Source organism: Spongiactinospora sp. TRM90649 (assembly GCF_029382225.1).
Taxonomy (GTDB): Bacteria; Actinomycetota; Actinomycetes; order Streptosporangiales; family Streptosporangiaceae; genus Spongiactinospora.
Genome location: NZ_JARLTC010000002.1, coordinates 528,075 through 548,283, shown reverse-complemented (window position 1 = coordinate 548,283; position 20,209 = coordinate 528,075). Strand labels below are relative to the sequence as shown.

Here is a 20,209-nt window from a genome sequence, read left to right as displayed (position 1 = left end):
CGCATCGCCGGAGTGCTGCGCGAGCATTACGCCCAGGGCCGGTTGACCGTCGAGGAGTTCGACGAACGGCTCGAACAGCTCTACGCCAGCAAGACCTACGGCGAGCTGCAGGTCATCACCCGCGACCTGCCCGACGTCGACATGCGCTCCTACTCGGCCGAGCAGCAGAACAAGAAGGCCGAGAAACAGAAGGCCAAGCAGAAGAAGGACCTGCGCGGCGCGTGGGCCGCCTGGCTGGCGGCGAGCGGCATCAACTGGGTCATCTGGTTCATCGTGAGCGTCACCTCCGACGGCGGCGTCTACCCCTGGCCGCTGTGGGTCATGGGCCCGTGGGGCGTGATCCTGCTCGTCCACACCATCGTCGGGGACAACGGCGGCGATGCGAAGAAGAAGGAGTTGGGGAAGTAAAAATCCGCGCTCGGCGATGAGTGTGGATTCGTGCGCAGAAGGTGGATTGGAACCTTCCTAACGTGAGCCGCACCGGATGACGAGGGCTGTCCCGAGCAGCCCGATCCGGGAGCGTGAACAACTCACTGGAGGAAGATCGTGCGTAGGATGCGCAACCTTCTCGTCGGCGCCGCCCTGGCAGGTTCCCTCGCGACCGGCCTCGCCACGCCCGCCGTCGCCTCGGCCTCAGCGTCGGCCTCGGCCTCGGTTGCTCCGTCGCGTCACCACTTCGGCCCGTACTACTCCAACAGCAGCGAGAGCTTCTCCCACGAGTCGTACTTCAAGGGTTACTGGTACAAGCAGAGCGGCAAGTACTACTTCGCCGGCGACCTGTTCGACCGCCACCGCAGCGACCGCGACTACAGCTACGTGTGGTTCAGGTGGCATGACAAGTTCGGCCGGTTCCACCAGAAGTCCTACAAGACCTTCGGCCGGCTGCACTTCAACCCGTTCCAGTTCAAGCGCGACTTCGACCTCCGCGTCTGCGAGGGCCGCACCCCGACCAGCGGCTGCGGCGGCTGGCACGACGTCTTCTAACCCACAAGATCCGACCCCGCCCACCGGATGGGGAGGCGGGGTCCGCCACCGGCCGCAGCGCGATGTGCTCGGTCTGCCACCGCCGGGCGATGATCGTGCCAGGCCCGGCCGGCGGCGTGGTGCCGGTCATCGCTCCTCTAGCGCAGGTCGGAGAGGGCGCCGTGCGCGATGTGATCCACCGCTTCATCGAGATCGGGCCGGCGTGTCCGGTGCCTCGGTAGGCGGGAGGCCGGCGCACTGACGAACTGCTGTGGGGTGTCGATCGCGACCGCAAGGGCCGACGCCGTGGACGCGCCGGCATCCGCAGCGTGGAAGGGGCCGCTGAGCCCTGCGTCGGCGGGCTAGCGACCTTTGCGGCGCTTATCGTGCCTGCGGTGGACAGTGTGCGGCGCAGGGGCGGGAGGTGCGCCGAGTACCGCGTCGGGCACGTTCACCGGGATCGTTCTGCGCGGACCCTCGTCCGCCGTCACCTGGTCGGTCCAGGGATCGAACACCATGATCGGGGAGGGTTCGGGGGCGATGGCGAACCGGCCGCGCGGGATCAGTCGCGGGGCGTCCTCGTGGAGCTCGCGCGGAGGTGGGGCCTGCGGGTGGGCGGGTAGCCGGTTTCCTTCAGATCCAGGGTCACCGCCGTACCGCACCGGCTACAGCGGGCGGGCTCGCCGGCCGAGATCGGCACGATCAACGCCCGCCGGTGACACACCGAGCATCGTGCCTCGCCGCACGATCCGCTGTGGCTTCCGCCGTTTCAGGTCCGTGAGGTCGCGGACCTGTGATCGTTTCCGGTGGCAGCGCGGGCGGAGGCCGGATTGTCGGTGGGCGGTGCCACGATCGGGGGTTCGGATTCAGGCGAAGTTCAGGGGGCGTGTGGTGATGGTCGAAGGTGGACGGCGGGAGCGGGCGGTGGAGCCGGGGGATTTGAATCGGTTCGTGGTGGAGCGGTTGAACGCCGGCGATGTGGACGGGCTGGTCGAGCTGTATGAGCCGGACGCCGTGCTCGCGTTGCCCGGTGGTGGGGTCGCGACCGGGAGGGGAGAGATCCGGGCCGCCTATGAGGGGATCGTGGCGGGGCGGCCGGTGTTCACGCCGGGGGAGCCGCAGCCGGTTCTTCGCAGTGGCGATCTGGCGTTGACGGCGGTGCGCATCGCCGGTGGAGACGTGACGGTCGAGGTGGCTCGCAGGCAGCCGGACGGAACCTGGCTGTGGGCGATCGACAACCCGAGTGTGGTGGGGCGGTCGACTCCTCCCGCAACCGCCGGGTGAGCCCGTCTTCCAGGTGGGTGAGTCGCTCCCACAAGTGGTGATCTAGACGGACAGCAGTGGTTCGTGAGTGTTCTAGCCGAGGGCGGCCTCTTCGCCGTAGTGCCCGTCCTATGCCCCGATTCGCAGGATAACGAGGGTACTCAGACCTACTCTTTGCCGATGATCGCATTTGGCGCGGAAGAGGACGGGTAATTGATCTTTCGTGAGGGTCCGTGTCCGCCCGCCCTTGTATCGGCGGTGCAAGACGGTCGGGCGGACACGGATTCCCGCCAATCCCCGGAAAGCAGGACGTGAGCGGCTTGATGTCCCTCCGTCGTCGCGACTGAGGTATCCTGCTGTGCGGTGGTGTGCTGGCACCGGTCCCACGCGCGTTTCGTGTTTTGCGTGCCGGTGACGTACACTTCTTTGTCGGTTCACTTACTGACCATCGCGAACGGCGGCCTTCGGGCGCCGCCCTCTTCACTGTGCGCGTGGTCGCGGCTGCGTAGTGATCCGACGCCTCAGATGACCGATCAGTGAAACGCGAGGGACATGCCCAAAAAAGACGGCGCCATCGAGATCGAGGGCACTGTGGTCGAGTCGCTCCCGAACGCCATGTTCCGGGTAGAGCTCGACAACGGGCACAAGGTCCTGGCCCACATCAGCGGGAGGATGCGGATGCACTACATCCGGATCCTGCCTGACGACAGGGTGGTCGTCGAACTGAGCCCCTACGACCTCAGTCGTGGGCGGATCGTCTACCGATACAAGTAAGCGCGTCTGAGGAAACGACGAGGACGATGAAGGTCAAGCCGAGCGTCAAGAAGATCTGCGACAAGTGCAAGGTGATCCGCCGGCACGGTCGCGTCATGGTGATCTGTGACAACCTGCGCCACAAGCAGCGCCAGGGCTAGTCACGACAAGGCTTCTCCGAGTCCGCTCCAGTAGCGGACTCGACGCATGAGCAGCCGACAACAGAACAGCGCCTCGCGCTCGCGCAGGCGGTCCCGGCAGCCGGTCAGGCGTGCCGCGGGCCGTACCACGCGGGAGACCCCCGGTCGGAGGCCGGGGCCCTCACCCCGGGCATGGGGAGGGGTGCCGAGGCGCAAGACCTCCGCCGAAATTACAAAGGAGATGCCCGACCATGGCTCGCCTGGTTGGCGTCGACCTCCCCCGCGACAAGCGGATCGAGGTCGCCCTTACCTACATCTACGGAATCGGCCGCACCCGTGCGCTGGAGACCCTCCAGTCCACCGGCATCAGCGGCGACCTGCGCGTGCACCAGCTCACGGACGACGAGCTCGTCCCGCTGCGTGACTACATCGAGGCCAACTTCAAGATTGAAGGTGACCTGCGCCGCGAGGTCCAGGCCGACATCCGTCGCAAGATCGAGATCGGCTGCTACCAGGGAATCCGGCACCGCCGCGGCCTTCCCGTGCACGGTCAGCGCACGCAGACCAACGCACGTACCCGCAAGGGCAAGAAGAAGACCGTGGCCGGCAAGAAGAAGCCGGGCAAGAAGTAGCGACCAGTAGTCCGCGCAGCAGGACCGAGCACCTCACAGGAGTTGAAGGCGACCAATGCCTCCGAAGAGCCGTCAGGGCGCACCCAAGAAGGTACGCCGCAAGGAGAAGAAGAACGTCGCTCACGGGCACGCCCACATCAAGAGCACGTTCAACAACACGATCGTCTCGATCACGGACCCGTCCGGGAACGTGATCTCCTGGGCCAGCGCCGGCCACGTCGGGTTCAAGGGCTCTCGCAAGTCCACCCCGTTCGCCGCGCAGATGGCCGCGGAGAACGCCGCTCGCCGCGCCATGGAGCACGGCATGCGCAAGGTCGACGTCTTCGTCAAGGGTCCCGGCTCCGGCCGTGAGACCGCGATCCGTTCCCTGCAGGCCACCGGCCTCGAAGTGGGTTCGATCCAGGACGTCACCCCCGTTCCGCACAACGGCTGCCGTCCGCCCAAGCGCCGGCGCGTCTGAGCCAGAGCCACAGGAGATCATCGACAATGGCCCGTTACACCGGAGCGGACTGCAAGCTCTGCCGTCGGGAGAAGACCAAGCTCTTCCTCAAGGGCAAGAAGTGCGAGTCCGCGAAGTGCCCCATCGAGATCCGGCCCTACCCGCCCGGCGAGCACGGCCGCGGCAGGCCCAAGGAGTCGGAGTACCAGCTTCAGCTTCGTGAGAAGCAGAAGATGCGCCGTATCTACGGCGTGCTGGAGAAGCAGTTCCACAACTACTACGACGAGGCGAACAAGAAGGAAGGCAAGACCGGCGAGGTCCTGCTCCAGATCCTGGAGTCCAGGCTCGACAACGTGGTCTACCGTGCCGGCTTCGCCGAGTCCCGTGACGCCGCCCGTCAGCAGGTGCGTCACGGCCACATCGTGGTCAACGGCCGCAAGGTGGACATCCCGTCCTACCGCGTCCGTGAGCACGACATCGTCGAGGTCCGTGAGAAGTCGCGGAACCTGATGCCGTACGAGGTGGCCCGCGCCACCGCCGGTGACAAGACCATCCCGGCCTGGCTCGGCGTCGTTCCCGACTCGATGCGCGTCCTCGTGCACCAGCTCCCGGTCCGGCAGCAGATCGACACGCAGGTCCAGGAGCAGCTCATCGTCGAGTACTACTCGAAGTAACCCTTCGGGTGGTCCTCACCCGCCTTGCCGTACGGCTTCCGCGACGCGTCGCGGGCCGTACGGCATAGGCTTGAATGACCGGCGGCGTCATATAGCGGGCGCCGCGGACGACAGGGGAGACCCACATGCTGATCGCTCAGCGACCCACCCTTCTAGAGGAATCCCTAGAGGAGACCCGCTCCAAGTTCGTCATCGAACCGCTGGAGCCGGGGTTCGGCTACACCATCGGCAACGCGCTGCGCCGCACGCTGCTGTCCTCCATCCCGGGGGCGGCCGTCACCAGCATCCGCATCGAGGGCGTGCTGCACGAGTTCTCGACCGTGCCGGGGGTGAAGGAGGATGTCACCGACATCATCCTGAACCTCAAGGAGCTGGTCGTGTCCTCCGAGCACGACGAGCCCGTGGTGATGTACCTCCGCAAGCAGGGGCCCGGTGAGGTCACCGCCGCCGACATCGCGCCGCCGGCCGGTGTCGAGGTGCACAACCCCGACCTGCGCATCGCCACGCTGAACGGCAAGGCGAAGCTGGAGATGGAGCTGACCGTCGAGCGCGGTCGCGGCTACGTCTCCGCCGCGCAGAACAAGCAGCCGGGCCAGGAGATCGGGCGCATTCCGATCGACTCCATCTACTCCCCGGTCCTCAAGGTCATCTACAAGGTCGAGGCGACGCGTGTCGAGCAGCGCACCGACTTCGACCGCCTGATCCTCGACGTCGAGACCAAGCCGAGCATGAAGCCGCGCGACGCGGTGGCCTCGGCCGGTAAGACGCTGGTCGAGCTGTTCGGCCTGGCCCGCGAGCTGAACGTCGAGGCCGAGGGCATCGACATCGGCCCGTCGCCGACCGACGCGGCCCTGGCCGCCGATCTGGCGCTGCCCATCGAGGAGCTGAACCTCACGGTCCGTTCCTACAACTGCCTCAAGCGCGAGGGCATCCACACGGTGGGTGAGCTGGTCGCGCGCAGCGAGCAGGACCTTCTGGATATAAGGAACTTCGGGGCCAAGTCCATCGAAGAGGTCAAGCAGAAGCTGCACGAGATGTCGCTGGCGCTCAAGGACTCCCCGCCCGGGTTCGACCCGAGCGCGGTGGCCGGCGACTACAGCGACGACGACGACAGCCGCTACGTCGAGACCGAGCAGTACTGAGCGGTACCGGCCCGGGGTCGTGACCACGACACCGGGCCGCGGCCCGGCCCCGAGGGGCGCCGGGCCGTCTGAACCAACGGGGGCGCGTCACCGTCACGGCGGCGCGCCCGCCGGCCCGATCCCGGTACCTCGTACGGCCGGGGCGGGTTCATCCATGAGGAGACCACCACAATGCCCAAGCCCACGAAGGGCGCCCGTCTCGGCGGCAGCCCGGCCCACGAGCGGCTGATCCTGGCCAACCTCGCCACGGACCTGTTCCGTCACGGCCGCATCCGCACCACCGAGGCCAAGGCCAAGCGCCTGCGCCCGCTCGCGGAGCGCCTGATCACCAAGGCCAAGAAGGGCGACATCCACAACCGTCGCCAGGTGCTGACCATCGTCCGGGACAAGGGTGTCGTGCACCACCTGTTCACGGAGATCGCGCCGACCTTCGCCGAGCGTCCCGGCGGTTACACCCGGATCACCAAGCTCGGCGGGCGCAAGGGCGACAACGCCCCGATGGCCGTCATCGAGCTGGTGACCGAGCCGATGAATCCGGTGCGTGTCTCCCGCGCCGACGCCGCCCCCGCTCCGGCCGCCGCCGAGCCGCAGGACACCGTTGAGCCGCAGGACGCCACGGAGGAGGCCCCCGAGGCCGCTCCGGAGGCCGCCGCCGCCAACGACGCGCCCAAGGACGAGCCCAAGGACGAAGAGCCGAAGAAGGACGCGTCCTGACCCAAGCGGTCCGCGACGCCACCGGGCCCGCGACCCCGATCCATTCGGGGCCGCGGGCCCGCGGCTTTCACCCCGCCGCCGCTCGTCCGGGCCACCGTTCCGGGGAGAACGGTCCCTGGTTCCGCCGCTTTGCGGTCGCGCCCCTCGAATGGGCCCTCGGGCTCGCCGCCCTTTGCCGCCGCGTCCGCCTGAACCCGCCGCGGCTTTGATCACTGATGACGGAGCGAATCATGATGGCCGACGTCGTGCGGCTTCGGCTGGACATCGCCTACGACGGCACCGCCTTCTCGGGGTGGGCGGCGCAGCCCGGCCGTCGTACCGTCCAGGGGGAGATCGAGGGCGCGCTGGGCATGATCCTGCGGCTGGGCGACGCCGCGCCCACGCTGACGGTCGCGGGCCGCACGGACGCGGGGGTTCACGCGCGTGGCCAGGTCGCGCATGTCGATGTGCCCGTGCCGGCCTTCGGGGCGCTGACAAGGAGCACTGACAGCACCCCCCTGGACGTGGCTGAGTCGCTCCCTGGGCTTTTGCGGCGCCTGGGCGGGGTTCTGGAGGCCGACGTGCGGGTCCAGGGCCTCAGCGTGGCTCCTGACGGCTTTGACGCTCGCTTCTCCGCGCTTTCGCGCCGCTACGCCTACCGGGTGAGCGACGCCGCCGGCGGGGCCGACCCGCTGCGGCGCGGGCATGTGCTGTGGCATCCGCGTCCGCTCGACCTCGACCGGCTCAACGCGGCGGCCTCGCGCCTGCTCGGCGAGCACGACTTCGCCGCGTTCTGCAAGCGGCGCGAGGGCGCGACCACGATCCGCGAGCTGCAGCGCCTCGACTGGGCCCGCGATCCGGGCGACGGCCTGCTGGTGGCCACCGTCCTCGCCGACGCGTTCTGCCACTCGATGGTGCGGGCCCTGGTGGGCGCGCTGCTGTGGGTGGGGGACGGCAGGCGCGAGGTGGAGTGGCCCGGCGAGGTGCTGACGCGCGCCGTGAGGGACTCGGCGGTGACCGTTGCGCCCGCGCACGGCCTGTGCCTGGAAGAGGTCCGCTACCCGCCCGCCGGGGAGCTGGCCCGGCGGGCGGCGCTGACCCGGCGGGTCCGCACGCTTCCGCCGTCCCCGTCAGCGCCGGATAGTCCTTAACCGGGCTGGTCCTGAGCGAAGCGGTCGATCGCGGTTACCAGGGCCGTGGCCGTGTCCGCGTGCGCGGTGCCGTGCCCCGCGTCGTCGATGAGGATCAGTGTCGCGTCGGGCCACTCCCGGGCGATCCGCCAGGCGATGTCGGGTGGCCCGCTGACGTCGAGGCGGCCGTGGACCAGCACGCCGGGGATCCCGGCCAGCCTGCCCGCCTCCCTGATCAGGACGTCCTCCTCCAGCCAGGCGGCGTTCGCCCAGTAGTGGGTGACCAGGCGCACGAACGTCATCCGGAACACCGGGTCGTCGTAGGCGGGGTCGGGCCGGTGGTCTCTCGTCGTGGCGACGTGAGTGTCCTCCCAGTCGCACCAGTCCCGTGCGGCCTTCTCCCGGACGGCGGGATCCGGATCGGCCAGCAGCCTGGCGTACGCGGCGGCGAGGTCGCCGTCGCGCTCCCCTGCCGGTACGGCGTCGCGAAACCGCGCCCACTCCGCCGGGAAGATCCGGCCCATATCGCGCGTCACCCACGCCACCTCCCGGCGCGAGGTGGTGACGACGCTGAACAGGACCAGCTCCGAGACCCGTTCCGGATGCCGCTCGGCGTAGGCGAGCCCGAGGGTCGAGCCCCACGATCCGCCGAACACGAGCCACCGGTCGACGCCCAGGTGGGTGCGCAGCGCCTCGATATCGGCCAGCAGATGGTGGGTGGTGTTGGTGTCCAGGCCGACGGCTGGGTCGGCCACGTGAGGCGTGCTCCTGCCGCAGCCGCGCTGGTCGAACAGGACGACGCGGTAGACGTCGGGGTCGAAGTAGCGCCGCCAGCCGGGCGTGCAGCCCGACCCGGGGCCGCCGTGCAGGGCCACGGCGGGCTTTCCGTGCGGGTTGCCGCAGACCTCCCAGTAGACGCGGTGGCCGTCGCCGACGTCGAGCATGCCGCTGTCATGGGGGAGGGTGGTCGAGGGGTAGAGGGTCGCCATGGCGGCCAATTTATAACAGCACTGTTAGATTTTCGGCCGACGCATGTCGGCGATCTCCCTGCACCCGGGTGAGGGCGGGGACGCCGGGTTCGCGTTCTGGACTTCCCTGGACTTCCTGGACGGCGGGACGGTGTGCCCCCGCCGTTCAGGAACGCGCGCGTCTCAGCCGGTGATGCGGCGCTCCAGCACCATCGAGGTGTTGTCGCGGAACGCGCCGCTGACCTCGCCCAGCGCCTTGTCCTTGTCGGTCGGGGTGCGGCCGTCGGCGTTCGTGGCGTAGCTGAAGACGATGTACCGCCCCCAGACGACACCCGAGGCGTAACCGCCCGCGATGTGGACACGCTCGGCGCCCGACCCCTTCGCCCCCGGCAGACCGCGGAACCAGACGTTCGTCCCCAGATTCTTGGCCTTGTCGGCGGCGACGGAGTCTTCCCTGGTGGGGAACACCGCGATGCCGGTGGTGATGGCGTGGCGCTTCTTGCCGTCCACGTATGTGGCGCGCAGCACCCGGGCGCACTTGTTCTGGGTCAGGGCGTCGGCGAACTTTCCGATGCCCGCCTTGTCGCAGGAACCGGTCATCTCCGTCTTGACCCGGGTATACGTGACGCCCTTGAACTCGACCTTCTTGTCCGGGAACGCCTCGGCCAGCCCGAGCTTCTGCGGATCGGTCGCCTCGGCGTTGAGCACCGAGTTGCCCGCGGCCTCCGGCGGCTCGGCGGACGCGGACGGCTCCGCGACCGGGGCGCTCGTGGCGGCGGTAGGGGTCGCCGTGGACGGGCCGCCGGTCATCGCCCGCCAGACGACGAAGCCGACCACACCGACCACCACCAGCAGGCCCACGGCGCCGATGGCCAGCAGCAGCGGCCTGCGCCCGCCGTCCGCCTCAAGGGAATCGGGCGGCGGCGCGGCGGAACCGGACGGCCTGCCGGGACCGATGATCGGACCGGACGGCGGCGGGGTCGGGGTGAACAGCGACCGCTGCTCCACCTGCCGCGCGCTCTGACCGGGCGCGGGCATGAGCGCGGCGGCCGGTGGGCCGGGGGGCGGCGGTGGCGGAGCCTGGAACCCGTCGGGCGGGGTCGGGCCCTCGGCGAGCGCCGGTAGAGACGGGACGGCATGCGCCGGCGCCGAGCCGTTCTGCTGGATCGGCGGCTCGGGCACCCGGCCGTTGGGCGACGGGGCCCACGGCGGCGGACCGGCGTTGCTGGAGATGCCGGTTGAGCCGAGGACGGGCGGCGCGGTCTCGGACCGCTCGACCTGCCCTTGGATCACCGGAGTCACGCCGGGGCCAGAGGGATCGCCCCGGTCGGGCTGCGGACCCTCCTCACCGGGCCCGGCACCCGCCCCGAGCACCGGCGGCACGGGCGCCCCCGGGCTCTGGGGCGCACCGGCCATCGGTCCGTCGAGAGGCGACGACGGGGGTTTGCCCGGTGTGTGGCCATTGATGGGAGGCAGGTGAGGCGCGCCCGACATGGGCCCATCGAGCGGGGACCCCTGGAACGGCCCCGGCATCGGCCCATCGAGCGGCGACGGCTGGAGCGAGCCCGGCAACGCTCCGTCGAGTGGTGATGGCCGGGGCGCGGTCGGGGTGGGGCCGTCGAGTGGGGACGCCGGGGGCGTACTCGGCATCGGGCCGTCCAGCGGGGATGGCCGGGGTGGGCTCGGCGCGGGACCGTCGAGTGGCGACGCCGGAGCCTGTGGGGCCGACTCGCGGGCGCTCTGGGGCGGCCATACCGGGATGTCCTCGCCGGCGCCGCGCCGCTCCACCTTGCGCGTCGCTGTCGGCTCATCCGGCGCGAACGGCCTGTCGGGACGGCGTGGCTCCGGTTCGCCCCAGGGGGCGTCCTGGGGCTCGTCGGGGCGAGGGGCCCTCGGCGGGCCGCTCCACGACTCGCCGCCCGGCGGCTCGTCCGCTGCCGACGCCCACGGCGGCAGCCCGATCGGCTCTCCAGTGGCCGCGGGCCAGGGCACAGAACCATTGGACTCGGGTGTTCCGGACCACACCGGCATTCCTGCCGCCGCCGCCGTGTATCCGGCGGGCGGCTGCCATTCGGACCCTCCGGGTACGAAGCCCGGCGCCTGGCCGTTGCCCGGCGCGTTCGCGGAGGAGTTCCCGAAGCTCGCGGGCGCGCCGCCGCCCTGACCGGAGTGTCGCGGATCGGCGTGCCGTCTGCCCCGGCCGGACTCCGGAGGAGAGCCCATAGGCCCAGGCGTACTCAGACCGGGGCCCGAGGCGGAGCGTGGACCTGAGCTCGGAACGGAGCCCGGACCCGAGGCGGGTCCTGAGCTGGGAGTGGAGCCTGGGCCGGGAATGGGGCCCGGGCCTGAGCCAAGCCCCTGGCTGGAAGTGGGATCTGGGCCTGGACCCGAGGGGGAGCCTGGGCCTGAGCCCGGAATGGAGCCCGGACCCGAGGCGACGCCTGGGCCTGGAACAGAGTTGGGGCCTGGGCCTGCGCCGCCGGGGCCCGAGATGGGGGCGGGAGGCGGCGGGGACGGCGGGCCGCTGGGTTGTGGGGGCTGGCCCGGGGCGGAGGCGTGCCAGTCGTAGGCCGAGCCGTCGCCGGACACCTCCCAGGGCTCAGAGGTGCCCGACCACGCGGGCGCACCGCTCGCGCTCCCGCTCATGCCCGGCGTGCCGGATGTGCCGGGCTCCGGACCCCAAGGCCCGTCCGACTGGGGCGTGGCGGGCACGTCGGGCGATCCGGCCTGGTCTCCCGGCCCTTCCTGTGGGAGCCGCCGTGCGCCGCCACGGCCGTGCTTGTTCGCGTTCCCGGGGCCGTCCAGGTCGCCGGGTATGACCGGCGGCTTGAGCCCTCCGGGGATGGTGTCGTAGGCGGGCGGGGGAACGTCAGGGGCCGCGGCCTGGTCTCCCGGGCCCTCCGGGGGAAGCCGTCGCGCGCCGCCATGACCGTGCCTGTTCCCGCTGCCGCTTCCGCTCCTGGGGCCGTCTGGCCCGCCGGGCGGTTCCGGTGGGGTGGGATCGCCCGGAGGCGCGACGTAGACGAGCGCGTCGCGGGGTGTGCCGTTCCAGCCCCCGCCGGCAGCGGCGGGGGCGTTGTGCGCCGGACCCGGCGGGGATGTGTCCCCCCGGGCCGGGCCGTCGGCGTATGGGGCCCTCGGCGGAGCCTGGGGCGCCGCCTGCCCCGGAGCCGGAGGTTGTTGCAGTGGCTGGCCGAAGCTCGGCGGCGGGGTCACCGAAGCGGACGAGCCGTCGCCCTCACGGTCGTGCTCGGACACTGAATCCTGGCCACGCATACGCCGAAGCGTAGCGAGACTCCGAGATCGTCACGCCGGTATGGACGGATCCGGTGTGCCTTTCCTGGCAATTAGCCACAAAACGGGGCATCTGAGACACCGTCAGCCGGGGCTCCGTCCGGTCAGGACGCGGGAGTCCAGGGCCGGGTAGACCGTGCGGTCCGTGATGGCCATGGCGGCCGAGGTCAGCTTCTTGCGCTCGGCGTCGGTGGGCGCGTGGCCGTCCTTGAACTGGAACCACAGCAGCACCGCGTAGTGCCCGTGCTTCCACGCGCCCGCGTTGGCCTGCCCCGTGCCCAGGCTCTTGCTGGCCTCGTCCTTGCCGGGCAGCGGCTTGACGTAGTCCTCCAGCGTCCCGCCCGCCGCGACCTTGACGACCTTTGCCGCCTGCTTGGCGGTCTTCAGGTTGGCCACGCCGACCGTGCCGATGATCTTGCCGTCCTTGTCGCGGAAGCTGGCCCGGAGCATCTGGTTGCATCCGGCCTCGCCGAGCACCTTGATCAGGTCGTCGCCGGTGGCGGCGTCCCCGCACTTCTTGTCCACCCGGCGGGCCGTGCGCGTGTAGGCGCCGACCTTCGCACCGGGGAAGACCTCCTTGAGCGTCAGCGGCTCCTTGTCGGTGGTGCGGGAGGCCGCGAAGCCGTCCTTGCCGCCGGGGCGCGTCTGCGTCTGGGGGTTGCTCGGGCTCACGGTGGGCCGGGCCGTGGTCACCTGCGGGTCGTCGGGGTCGGAGGAGGCCAGCATGGCGAGCCCGACGCCTCCGGCCACCAGGACCAGGACCCCGGCGAGCGCGATGTAGATCGGCCGCCGCGACTTCGGGCCCTCGTCGTAGGGGCTCCACATCTCGCGCCGGGCGCGCGGCGGCTCGAACTCCTTCTCCTTGCTGGGCGGCAGGCCGGGGCCGTTCGGAGGAGTGTCCGGACCCGGCAGGCCCGAGGCGGACGGCGGGCCGTCGAGGAAGGAACCGGGCGCGTCGGCGTCCGGCTTGCCGCGCCGACGACGGCCGGTCGGGCGCGGGGGTTCCGCGCCGGGACCGGAGGCGGCGTTCTGCGGCTCGCCGAACGCGGGTCCGGGAGGTCCGAAAGCCTCACCGGGGGGCTGGCCGGGACCGGAGTTGGGGCCGGGAGGAGGGCCTGCGTTGAAGGGCTCACCGAGCCCGAACCGCTCCCCGGGACCACTGGGAGTGCCAGGAGCGCCGGGACCAGACGGACCGGCCTGACCGACGGGGCCGGGCCCCTGCCCGAGACCGGCGCCTGGTCCGGGACCTGCTCCAGGTCCCGGAAGGTTCGGGTCGCCACCGGGTCCTTGCCCTGGCGCCTGCCCGGGTCCCTGTCCGGGTCCCTGTCCGGGTCCCTGTCCTTGTCCCTGCCCTGGCCCGGAGCCGTGCGTCCCGAAGATGGAACCCATGCCCGGGTCGGACGCGCCGGGCCCGCCCAGATCCGGTCGGCGCAGGCCACCGGGATCGGTGTCGCCGCTCATGCCGCCGCCGAGAATGCCGCCGCCCGCCCCCGCGTCGGGCCAGCCAGGACCCTGCGCGCCAGGCCCGCTGGGCCCACCGGAACCGGAGGGGAAGAGAGACCCCGTACGGCCCGCGTCACCGAGCCCGGTGTCGGGCCACCCGGGACCACCGGGATTCGTGCCGGCCCCGGCACCGGACCCGCTGCCGAGCCCCGCGTCGGGCCATCCGGCCCCGCCGCCGCCCGGACTCGTACCGCTCCCACCGCCGAGCCCGGCGTCCGGCCACCCGGAGCCGCCAGGAGGCGGGGCGGACCCGCCGAGCCCCGGATCCGGCCAGCCGGGACCGGTGCCCGCGCCCGGCCTGCCGCTCAGCCCCGGATCGGGCCAGCCGGGCCCGCCGGGGTCGGTGCCGGGACCCGAAGATCCAGGTCCTTGGGAGCCGGGCCGTCCCATGCCCCGGGACGGCAGGTCGTAGGAAGGAGAGGGGAAGGCGTCGGGCTCCCCGCCGCTCGGCCTGGGGGCGCCGTAGGCCCGGCCGAGGTCGAACCCCGGGTCGAGCGGGCCCGGCGCGCTCGGCCGTTCAGGCCCGGGAGCCGCGCCCCGGCCGGGACGGCCCGCGCCGCCGTCCGGGCCACGGCCCAGACCCGGGTTGAGCCCGAAGTCGGGGTGGTCGGGGTGGTCGGGGCCGTTACCGCCGGGGCTGTCCTCCGGCGAGTCGCCGGAGCCCCGCAGCGGGTCGGGCGGCTGGCTGTGCGACGAGGCCGCGAACCAGTTCTCCTTCGCCGGTTGCGACGCGCCGGACTGCTCGTACGGCTGGCGGCGTGATGGTTCCCCGGGGTTACCCATGCGCCGAGATTAGCTGTGAACCGGTACCGAGATGGTCACGAATATCCGAAGTACTGCGTCCACCACAGCCCGCCGGGCCCCTCTACGACCCCGATTCCGATGGCCGCCAGCCTGCAGTTAAGGATGTTCGCGCGGTGACTCGGGCTGGCCATCCAACCGCGCACCGCCTCCTGTGCGCTGGGGTATCCGCGGCCGATGTTGACGGCTCCGCCGTCGGGGTATCCGGCGCCTTCCATCCGCTTCCACGGCGTCGAACCGTCGGGGGAGTTGTTCGTGAGTTGTCCGCTCTCGGCCATCTCGATCGAGTGCTGCCGCGCGGACCGGGCGAGCCTGGGGTCCACGCGCAGCGGCCGGCAGCCGTTCCTGCGCCGGGCCTGGTTGGTCAGCCGGACGGCCTGCGTTTCCAGCGTGGCGACCGGACGCGGGCCGGTGCCGGTCGTGTCGGCCTGTGAGCCGATCTCGGCCCTGGCGTCCACGGGGGTCTGCGGGTCGAAGATCTTCTCACGCGGGGACCTGGTGGGACGGTGCGACCGGCTGGGGGTGGGCTTCACCGGGTGCGAGGCCGTCTCCGAGGGACGCACGACCAGGCCGAGCGGCGCGCGGCTACGCCCGGCGCGCGGCTCGGCCAGCAGGGACTGGGTGGGGACGGCCGGCGGGTTCTCCAGGAACACCTGACCTGTGCTGTCGGGCCCGTGTGACACTCGCCCGATCACGATGCCGGTGATGAGCACCGACACAAGGCACGCCAAAACCCCCAGGTGACTCCGGCGCCGGAGTGTCCGCTGGGGTGGCTGGGGACGAGGTGGCAGGCGCATACCGCACCCAACGATAGAGATGTTGCGTCTTGGGGAAAAAGGGAATCACGTTAACGAAACCCAACCGTTCTCCGAGCGCGCCTCGCGAAAGCGTTCCCGGCGCGCCGATGTGATCGCCGGTGTGATCGCCGGTGCCGTCACATCGCCGTCACCGGTAGGCTTGCCGGTGACGCCTCCCGTGTGGCTGTTTTGACCAGTACCACGACGGGCCGGTAGTCTGCTAATTCGTTGTGTGCGAGTCAGTCCTTCGCGACTGAAACGCGGCGCGTCCGGCGTCTTCTCCCGTGTGCGGAGACGGAAGTTCCGGGCTGTCGTGTGCCCGCACCTTCCGACCACAGGCTGTCAACTCAAGGCAGCGCCGAAGACGCGAGCAAAGAAGGCCTTACGACCGTGCGCACCTACTCAACCAAGCCCGCCGAGGTTCAGCGCCAGTGGTTCGTCATCGACGCGACCGACGTCGTGCTGGGCCGACTGGCCAGCCAGGTCGCCACGCTGCTCCGCGGTAAGCACAAGCCGATCTTCGCGCCGCATGTCGACACCGGCGACTTCGTCATCGTCGTCAACGCGGACAAGATCGCGCTGAGCGGCAACAAGCTGCTGCAGAAGAAGGCGTACCGCCACTCGGGATACCCCGGCGGCCTTCGTTCCGTGAGCTACTCCGAGCTCATGGAGAAGCGTCCGGACCGGGCGGTGGAGAAGGCGGTCAAGGGAATGCTCCCGAAGAACGCCCTCGGCCGGAAGATGGCCAAGAAGCTGAAGGTCTACGCCGGCTCCGAGCACCCCCACCAGGCGCAGCAGCCGGTTCCCTTCGAGATCACCCAGATCGCTCAGTAGAGCCGCTGAAACGGCTCGCGGAGCCCACCGCACTTCATCCTTAAGCGCCGAGAATCGAAAGTAAGAAGGAGAACCGTGGCTGAGCCCACCGGTGTCGAGACGCCCGTCGAGGGCGAGCTGGAGGAATTCTCCGGCGAGGACTTCCCGACCGAGTACACCAGCGAGTCCGCCCCCGGCGGCGACGCGCCCGTTCGCAAGCCCATCACCACGGGCAACTCGTACGGCACCGGGCGTCGCAAGGAGGCCGTCGCGCGCGTACGCATCGTGCCGGGCACCGGCAAGTGGAAGATCAACGGGCGCTCGCTGGACACCTACTTCCCGAACAAGGTCCACCAGCAGATCGTCAACGAGCCGTTCGTCACGCTCGGCGCCGAGGAGCAGTTCGACGTCGTGGCGCGGATCGACGGCGGCGGCGTGACCGGCCAGGCCGGTGCGCTGCGCATGGGCCTGGCCCGCGCGCTGTCCGTGCTCGACGTGGACACCAACCGCCCGCCGCTGAAGAAGGCCGGCTTCCTGACTCGCGACGCGCGGGAGAAGGAGCGCAAGAAGTACGGCCTGAAGAAGGCCCGTAAGGCTCCTCAGTACAGCAAGCGTTGACAGCCCGGCTATTCGGCACCGACGGGGTCCGTGGGGTCGCGGGACGCGACCTCACGGCCGAGCTCGCCATGGAGCTGTCGGTGGCGGCGGCGCATGTCCTCGGCGACGCGGGCGCGTTCGCCAATGGCGCGGGCGACGGCCACATGGGCGGTGTGGGCGCGGCGGGCAGCAGCATCGGCCGCGCCCGCCCGGTCGCGGTCGTGGGCAGAGACCCGCGTGCCTCGGGGGAGTTCCTTGAGGCCGCGGTGGTCGCCGGACTGGCCTCCTCGGGGGTGGACGTGCTGCGGCTCGGCGTGCTGCCGACCCCCGCGGTTGCCTACCTCACCTCGGCGCTCGGGGCCGACCTCGGCATCATGCTGTCCGCCTCGCACAATCCCGCGCCGGACAACGGGATCAAGTTCCTCGCCAAGGGCGGCTACAAGCTGCCCGACGCGGTGGAGAACGAGATCGAGGAGCGGCTCGGCGAGAAGTGGGAACGCCCGGCGGGCTCGGGCGTGGGCCGTGTCCACGAGGCGTACGGCGAGGCCGACCGCTACATCTCGCACCTGCTGACCACCCTGTCGGTCCGCCTCGAAGGCATCAACGTGGTCGTGGACTGCGCCAACGGCGCGGCCCACACCGTCGCACCCGAGGCGCTGGTGCGCGCGGGCGCGAACGTCGAGGCCATCGGCGCCCGGCCGGACGGCCTCAACATCAACGCCGGGTACGGCTCCACCCACCTCGACCGGCTCCAGCAGGTCGTGGTGTCCCGGGGGGCCGACCTCGGAGTCGCCTACGACGGCGACGCCGACCGCTGCCTCGCCGTCACCCACGAGGGCGAGATCGTGGACGGCGACCAGATCATGGCGATCCTGGCGCTGGCCATGCACGCCAAGAAGGAACTGGTCAAGGACACCGTGGTGGCCACGGTCATGTCGAACCTGGGCTTCAAGATCGCCATGCGCGGCGCGGGCCTGGACGTCATCGAGACCGCCGTCGGCGACCGCTACGTCCTTGAGGCGATGAAGGCCGGTGGGTACAACCTCGGGGGAGAGCAGTCCGGCCACGTGCTGCTGCTCGACCACGCCACCACCGGCGACGGCCTGCTGACGTCCCTGCACCTGCTGGCCGAGGTGGCCCGGCAGGGCAAGTCCCTGGCCGAGCTGGCGTCGGTGATGAAGCGGCTGCCGCAGGTCCTGATCAACGTCAAGGGCGTGGACAAGGCCAGGGCCGCGCACTCCGCGGAGCTGGCCGCCGAGATCGCCCGCGCCGAGGCGTCCCTGGGCGAGACCGGCCGTGTCCTGATCCGCCCGAGCGGCACCGAGCCCATGATCCGCGTCATGGTCGAGGCCGCCTCCGAGGACCAGGCCCACGAAATCGCCACCCACCTGGCGGAAACGGTCCGCACCACCTGCTTCTAACGCATTCCCGACGCCCCCGAAGCCCTTTTTCGGGGGCGTCGTCGTGTGTCCGGCCCATGGGCCTCGCTTCAGTGCAACTTGTGGGGTAGGCGGTTCGGCGGGATCTGACCCTGCCCAGCCTGCCCCTGCCCAGCGCCGGGTTCACCCCGGCGGGGGCTAGCGGGGCGGCTGGTCTGCTTCCAGGTTGCTGAGAATCTTGGTGGCGAGGTCGGCGAACTGCTCGAGTTCTTCGGGGGTGAGTCGCTCGATGAACAGGCGCCGGACCTCTTGGGCGTGGCCGGGCACGGCTTCCTTGAGCGCGGCGAGGCCCACCTCGGTGAGCACGGAGTAGATGCCGCGAGAGCCGCACCGTTCGCGGGCGATCAGGCCTCGCCGGCTCATCCGGGTGAGCTGGTGGTGCATGCGGCTCTTCTCCCAGCCGGCGGCCCGGCCGAGCTCGTAGGAACGCATCCGCCTGTCGGGCGCTTCGGACAGCAACGCGAGCACCGTGTAGTCGGCGTTGGACAGGCCACTGTCGGCCTGCAGTTGCTGCTCGATGCGAGCCCGCAGCAGTTCCACCATCCGGAAGGACGTCCGCCATGCGCGGAGCTCGCGTTCGGTCAATCCAAGCTGCGCCATGAGGTCACCCTATCAGTGAGTTGACACGTCTACTCGATGACATAGTCTTCAGTAGACACATCAACTCGATAGGTGAGAGGGCGTGGCCATGGACGTCGTGCAGCGCACCGTCGTCCGGATCGAGACGAAGACGCGTCTCGGGCCGGACGCACAGGTGGACGACAAGTGCGTGATCATCAGCCCGACGCGGCCGGAGCTGACCGATCCCTTTCTCGTGCTGAGCGAGGACTGGTTCTCCTCGCCCGGATTCGAATGGCACCCCCACCGCGGCCTGGAGACCGTGACCATGGTCCTGGACGGCGTTCTTGAGCACGGCGACAGCGCCGGTAACGCCGGCGTGTTGACCACCGGCGACGTGCAGTGGATGACCGCGGGGAAAGGCGTAATCCACCGTGAGCTCGCCTTCCGCGACGAGCGGGCGCACACGCTCCAGCTCTGGGTCAACCTGCCCGGAAAGCGGAAGCTGACCGGCACCCGCTACCAGGACCTGCTCGCCGTACAGCGGCCCGTCATCGAGCGGGACGGCGCCCGGATCGACCTGATCTCGGGCGAGGCGGACGGCGTCACCGGGCCGGCGACGAACGAGTGGCCCATCAGCGGCACGATCATCACGCTGGAGCCCGGCAGACGCCTCAGCCACGTCCTGCCAGGCCGCGACCGTGCGTTCCTGTACGTCCTGGACGGCCGCTTCACGATCGCCGGGCGCGCCGTGCGGGCGGGCCAGATCGCCTGGTCCGACCCGGTCCCCAGCACGCCCGTCTCCTCGATCGCGCTGGAGGCGGGCGATCGGGAGACGCGAAGCGTGGTGATGGTGTACAGCGGACCGCCGATCAGGGAACACGTCGCCATCGGCGGCCCCTTCGTGATGAACACCCAGGCCGAGATCGACCAGGCTTTTCGCGACTTTCGCCGCGGTGGGTTCGGCCAGATCCCGCGCCAGGCCCGCCTGCAGTACATCTGAAAGAAAGGCAGCAGACTGTTATGACCCGTATCGGCATCATCGTGGGCAGCTCCCGCCCGGCCCGAAACAGCGAGCAGGTGGCCAATTGGGTGCGAGACCACGCCTCGCGCCGCGACGACGCCACCTTCACGCTCATCGACCTGCGCGACTTCCCGCTGCCCCATTTCGACGAACCTCTCCCGCCCGCGTTCGGCATGTATCAAAATGAGCACACCAAGCAATGGGCGAGCACCATCGCGTCATTCGACGGCTTCGTCATCGTGACGCCTGAATACAACCACAGTATTCCCGGCGTCCTGAAGAACGCCATCGACTACCTGTACGCCGAATGGGCCAACAAAGCGGTGGGCTTCGTCTCGTACGGCATGGCGGGCGGCGCCCGCGCCGTGGAACATTTGCGGACGATCGCCGGCAATCTCCTCTTGGCCGACGTACGCCAGCAGGTGGCACTTCACCTGATGACGGATTTCGAAGATCTCACCGTCTTCAAGCCCGGCGACTACCACTTTGAAGCACTGGACTCCATGCTCGGCCAGGTGGTCGCCTGGAGCGCCGCGCTCACCCCCCTGCGAGCCGCCCCCGCCGTCAGCGCATCTTGACCAGCCTA

Annotated in this window: 22 protein-coding genes and 1 pseudogene; 18 read left to right on the top strand and 5 right to left on the bottom strand. The window is 70.4% G+C overall.

The genetic code is table 11. From position 1 onward, the window contains the following. Nucleotides 1–12 precede the first annotated feature (12 nt). The 12 genes and pseudogenes from P3X83_RS02605 (at nt 13) to truA (ending at nt 7,850) form a co-directional block, all read left to right on the top strand. On the top strand, nt 13–408 hold the full coding sequence (locus tag P3X83_RS02605) for a DUF1707 domain-containing protein (RefSeq protein ID WP_277302835.1): 396 nt from the start codon (nt 13–15) through the stop codon (nt 406–408). A gap of 147 nt (nt 409–555) precedes the next feature. Continuing rightward, nucleotides 556–984 (top strand): hypothetical protein, encoded by a 429-nt coding sequence (locus P3X83_RS02600; protein WP_277302834.1) that lies wholly within the window; start codon nt 556–558, stop codon nt 982–984. Nucleotides 985–1,046: 62 nt separating this feature from the next. Continuing rightward, a pseudogene (locus P3X83_RS43260) lies at nt 1,047–1,202 on the top strand (IS630 family transposase); the annotation flags it as partial. 655 nt (nt 1,203–1,857) lie between these two features. Next, on the top strand, nt 1,858–2,247 hold the full coding sequence (locus tag P3X83_RS02595) for a nuclear transport factor 2 family protein (RefSeq protein WP_277303505.1): 390 nt from the start codon (nt 1,858–1,860) through the stop codon (nt 2,245–2,247). 531 nt (nt 2,248–2,778) lie between these two features. Then, nucleotides 2,779–3,000, top strand: a complete 222-nt coding sequence (gene infA, locus P3X83_RS02590; protein ID WP_093259037.1) for a translation initiation factor IF-1 — start codon at nt 2,779–2,781, stop codon at nt 2,998–3,000. 26 nt (nt 3,001–3,026) lie between these two features. Further along, nucleotides 3,027–3,140: a 50S ribosomal protein L36 gene (gene rpmJ, locus P3X83_RS02585; RefSeq protein WP_003956441.1), complete on the top strand. Its 114-nt coding sequence runs from the start codon at nt 3,027–3,029 to the stop codon at nt 3,138–3,140. A gap of 230 nt (nt 3,141–3,370) precedes the next feature. Then, on the top strand, nt 3,371–3,751 hold the full coding sequence (rpsM, locus tag P3X83_RS02580; RefSeq protein WP_277302833.1) for a 30S ribosomal protein S13: 381 nt from the start codon (nt 3,371–3,373) through the stop codon (nt 3,749–3,751). 55 nt (nt 3,752–3,806) lie between these two features. Next, complete coding sequence (rpsK, locus tag P3X83_RS02575) at nt 3,807–4,211, top strand: 30S ribosomal protein S11 (protein WP_012887860.1); 405 nt, start codon at nt 3,807–3,809, stop codon at nt 4,209–4,211. Between the two features lie 26 nt (nt 4,212–4,237). After that, nucleotides 4,238–4,864, top strand: a complete 627-nt coding sequence (rpsD, locus tag P3X83_RS02570; RefSeq protein WP_277302832.1) for a 30S ribosomal protein S4 — start codon at nt 4,238–4,240, stop codon at nt 4,862–4,864. Between the two features lie 125 nt (nt 4,865–4,989). Beyond that, on the top strand, nt 4,990–6,006 hold the full coding sequence (locus P3X83_RS02565; RefSeq protein ID WP_277302831.1) for a DNA-directed RNA polymerase subunit alpha: 1,017 nt from the start codon (nt 4,990–4,992) through the stop codon (nt 6,004–6,006). A 171-nt stretch (nt 6,007–6,177) separates the two neighbouring features. After that, nucleotides 6,178–6,720, top strand: coding sequence for a 50S ribosomal protein L17 (gene rplQ / locus P3X83_RS02560; RefSeq protein WP_277302830.1), 543 nt, complete (start codon nt 6,178–6,180; stop codon nt 6,718–6,720). Between the two features lie 215 nt (nt 6,721–6,935). Beyond that, nucleotides 6,936–7,850 (top strand): tRNA pseudouridine(38-40) synthase TruA, encoded by a 915-nt coding sequence (gene truA / locus P3X83_RS02555; protein ID WP_277302829.1) that lies wholly within the window; start codon nt 6,936–6,938, stop codon nt 7,848–7,850. Here the strand turns inward: truA and pip are convergent. Continuing rightward, nucleotides 7,847–8,818, bottom strand: a complete 972-nt coding sequence (gene pip / locus P3X83_RS02550; protein ID WP_277302828.1) for a prolyl aminopeptidase — start codon at nt 8,816–8,818, stop codon at nt 7,847–7,849. The two genes, truA and pip, sit on opposite strands and share 4 nt — an antisense overlap. Before the next feature lie 162 nt (nt 8,819–8,980). Beyond that, nucleotides 8,981–10,213 (bottom strand): hypothetical protein, encoded by a 1,233-nt coding sequence (locus P3X83_RS02545; protein WP_277302827.1) that lies wholly within the window; start codon nt 10,211–10,213, stop codon nt 8,981–8,983. A gap of 76 nt (nt 10,214–10,289) precedes the next feature. Here P3X83_RS02545 and P3X83_RS02540 point away from each other — a divergent pair, with 76 nt between their 5' ends. Further along, nucleotides 10,290–10,961: a hypothetical protein gene (locus tag P3X83_RS02540; RefSeq protein ID WP_277302826.1), complete on the top strand. Its 672-nt coding sequence runs from the start codon at nt 10,290–10,292 to the stop codon at nt 10,959–10,961. 1,214 nt (nt 10,962–12,175) lie between these two features. Here the strand turns inward: P3X83_RS02540 and P3X83_RS02535 are convergent. Beyond that, nucleotides 12,176–14,377 carry a hypothetical protein gene (locus tag P3X83_RS02535; RefSeq protein WP_277302825.1) on the bottom strand — a complete coding sequence of 734 codons (2,202 nt, stop codon included), beginning with the start codon at nt 14,375–14,377 and terminating at the stop codon, nt 12,176–12,178. Nucleotides 14,378–14,412: 35 nt separating this feature from the next. Beyond that, complete coding sequence (locus tag P3X83_RS02530) at nt 14,413–15,126, bottom strand: CAP domain-containing protein (RefSeq protein WP_277302824.1); 714 nt, start codon at nt 15,124–15,126, stop codon at nt 14,413–14,415. 456 nt (nt 15,127–15,582) lie between these two features. On the opposite strand from P3X83_RS02530, the gene rplM reads away from it, so the two are divergent. The 3 genes from rplM (at nt 15,583) to glmM (ending at nt 18,023) form a co-directional block, all read left to right on the top strand. Further along, nucleotides 15,583–16,026 (top strand): 50S ribosomal protein L13, encoded by a 444-nt coding sequence (gene rplM, locus P3X83_RS02525; RefSeq protein ID WP_277302823.1) that lies wholly within the window; start codon nt 15,583–15,585, stop codon nt 16,024–16,026. Nucleotides 16,027–16,101: 75 nt separating this feature from the next. Continuing rightward, on the top strand, nt 16,102–16,623 hold the full coding sequence (rpsI, locus tag P3X83_RS02520) for a 30S ribosomal protein S9 (RefSeq protein ID WP_277302822.1): 522 nt from the start codon (nt 16,102–16,104) through the stop codon (nt 16,621–16,623). Further along, nucleotides 16,620–18,023: a phosphoglucosamine mutase gene (gene glmM, locus P3X83_RS02515; protein ID WP_277302821.1), complete on the top strand. Its 1,404-nt coding sequence runs from the start codon at nt 16,620–16,622 to the stop codon at nt 18,021–18,023. Before rpsI ends, glmM begins: the two co-directional genes overlap by 4 nt. Nucleotides 18,024–18,179: 156 nt before the next feature. Here the strand turns inward: glmM and P3X83_RS02510 are convergent, their stop codons facing one another. Beyond that, nucleotides 18,180–18,641, bottom strand: a complete 462-nt coding sequence (locus P3X83_RS02510; RefSeq protein WP_277302820.1) for a MarR family transcriptional regulator — start codon at nt 18,639–18,641, stop codon at nt 18,180–18,182. 88 nt (nt 18,642–18,729) lie between these two features. On the opposite strand from P3X83_RS02510, the gene P3X83_RS02505 reads away from it, so the two are divergent. Both P3X83_RS02505 and P3X83_RS02500 read left to right on the top strand, forming a co-directional pair. Further along, a complete protein-coding gene (locus P3X83_RS02505) occupies nt 18,730–19,602 on the top strand; it encodes a pirin family protein (protein ID WP_277303504.1) in 873 nt (290 codons plus the stop codon). A gap of 20 nt (nt 19,603–19,622) precedes the next feature. After that, a complete protein-coding gene (locus P3X83_RS02500; RefSeq protein ID WP_277302819.1) occupies nt 19,623–20,201 on the top strand; it encodes an NAD(P)H-dependent oxidoreductase in 579 nt (192 codons plus the stop codon). Nucleotides 20,202–20,209 lie beyond the last annotated feature (8 nt).

Bases quoted from the DNA above. Each gene is read 5' to 3' on its own strand.
- P3X83_RS02600 (WP_277302834.1), top strand. From the start codon at position 556: ATGCGCAACCTTCTCGTCGGCGCCGCCCTGGCAGGTTCCCTCGCGACC.
- P3X83_RS02595 (WP_277303505.1), top strand. From the start codon at position 1,858: ATGGTCGAAGGTGGACGGCGGGAGCGGGCGGTGGAGCCGGGGGATTTG.
- infA (WP_093259037.1), top strand. From the start codon at position 2,779: ATGCCCAAAAAAGACGGCGCCATCGAGATCGAGGGCACTGTGGTCGAG.
- rpmJ (WP_003956441.1), top strand. From the start codon at position 3,027: ATGAAGGTCAAGCCGAGCGTCAAGAAGATCTGCGACAAGTGCAAGGTG.
- rpsM (WP_277302833.1), top strand. From the start codon at position 3,371: ATGGCTCGCCTGGTTGGCGTCGACCTCCCCCGCGACAAGCGGATCGAG.
- rpsK (WP_012887860.1), top strand. From the start codon at position 3,807: ATGCCTCCGAAGAGCCGTCAGGGCGCACCCAAGAAGGTACGCCGCAAG.
- rpsD (WP_277302832.1), top strand. From the start codon at position 4,238: ATGGCCCGTTACACCGGAGCGGACTGCAAGCTCTGCCGTCGGGAGAAG.
- P3X83_RS02565 (WP_277302831.1), top strand. From the start codon at position 4,990: ATGCTGATCGCTCAGCGACCCACCCTTCTAGAGGAATCCCTAGAGGAG.
- rplQ (WP_277302830.1), top strand. From the start codon at position 6,178: ATGCCCAAGCCCACGAAGGGCGCCCGTCTCGGCGGCAGCCCGGCCCAC.
- truA (WP_277302829.1), top strand. From the start codon at position 6,936: ATGACGGAGCGAATCATGATGGCCGACGTCGTGCGGCTTCGGCTGGAC.
- pip (WP_277302828.1), bottom strand. From the start codon at position 8,818: ATGGCGACCCTCTACCCCTCGACCACCCTCCCCCATGACAGCGGCATG.
- P3X83_RS02545 (WP_277302827.1), bottom strand. From the start codon at position 10,213: ATGGCCGGTGCGCCCCAGAGCCCGGGGGCGCCCGTGCCGCCGGTGCTC.
- P3X83_RS02540 (WP_277302826.1), top strand. From the start codon at position 10,290: ATGGGCCCATCGAGCGGGGACCCCTGGAACGGCCCCGGCATCGGCCCA.
- P3X83_RS02535 (WP_277302825.1), bottom strand. From the start codon at position 14,377: ATGGGTAACCCCGGGGAACCATCACGCCGCCAGCCGTACGAGCAGTCC.
- P3X83_RS02510 (WP_277302820.1), bottom strand. From the start codon at position 18,641: ATGGCGCAGCTTGGATTGACCGAACGCGAGCTCCGCGCATGGCGGACG.
- P3X83_RS02505 (WP_277303504.1), top strand. From the start codon at position 18,730: ATGGACGTCGTGCAGCGCACCGTCGTCCGGATCGAGACGAAGACGCGT.
- P3X83_RS02500 (WP_277302819.1), top strand. From the start codon at position 19,623: ATGACCCGTATCGGCATCATCGTGGGCAGCTCCCGCCCGGCCCGAAAC.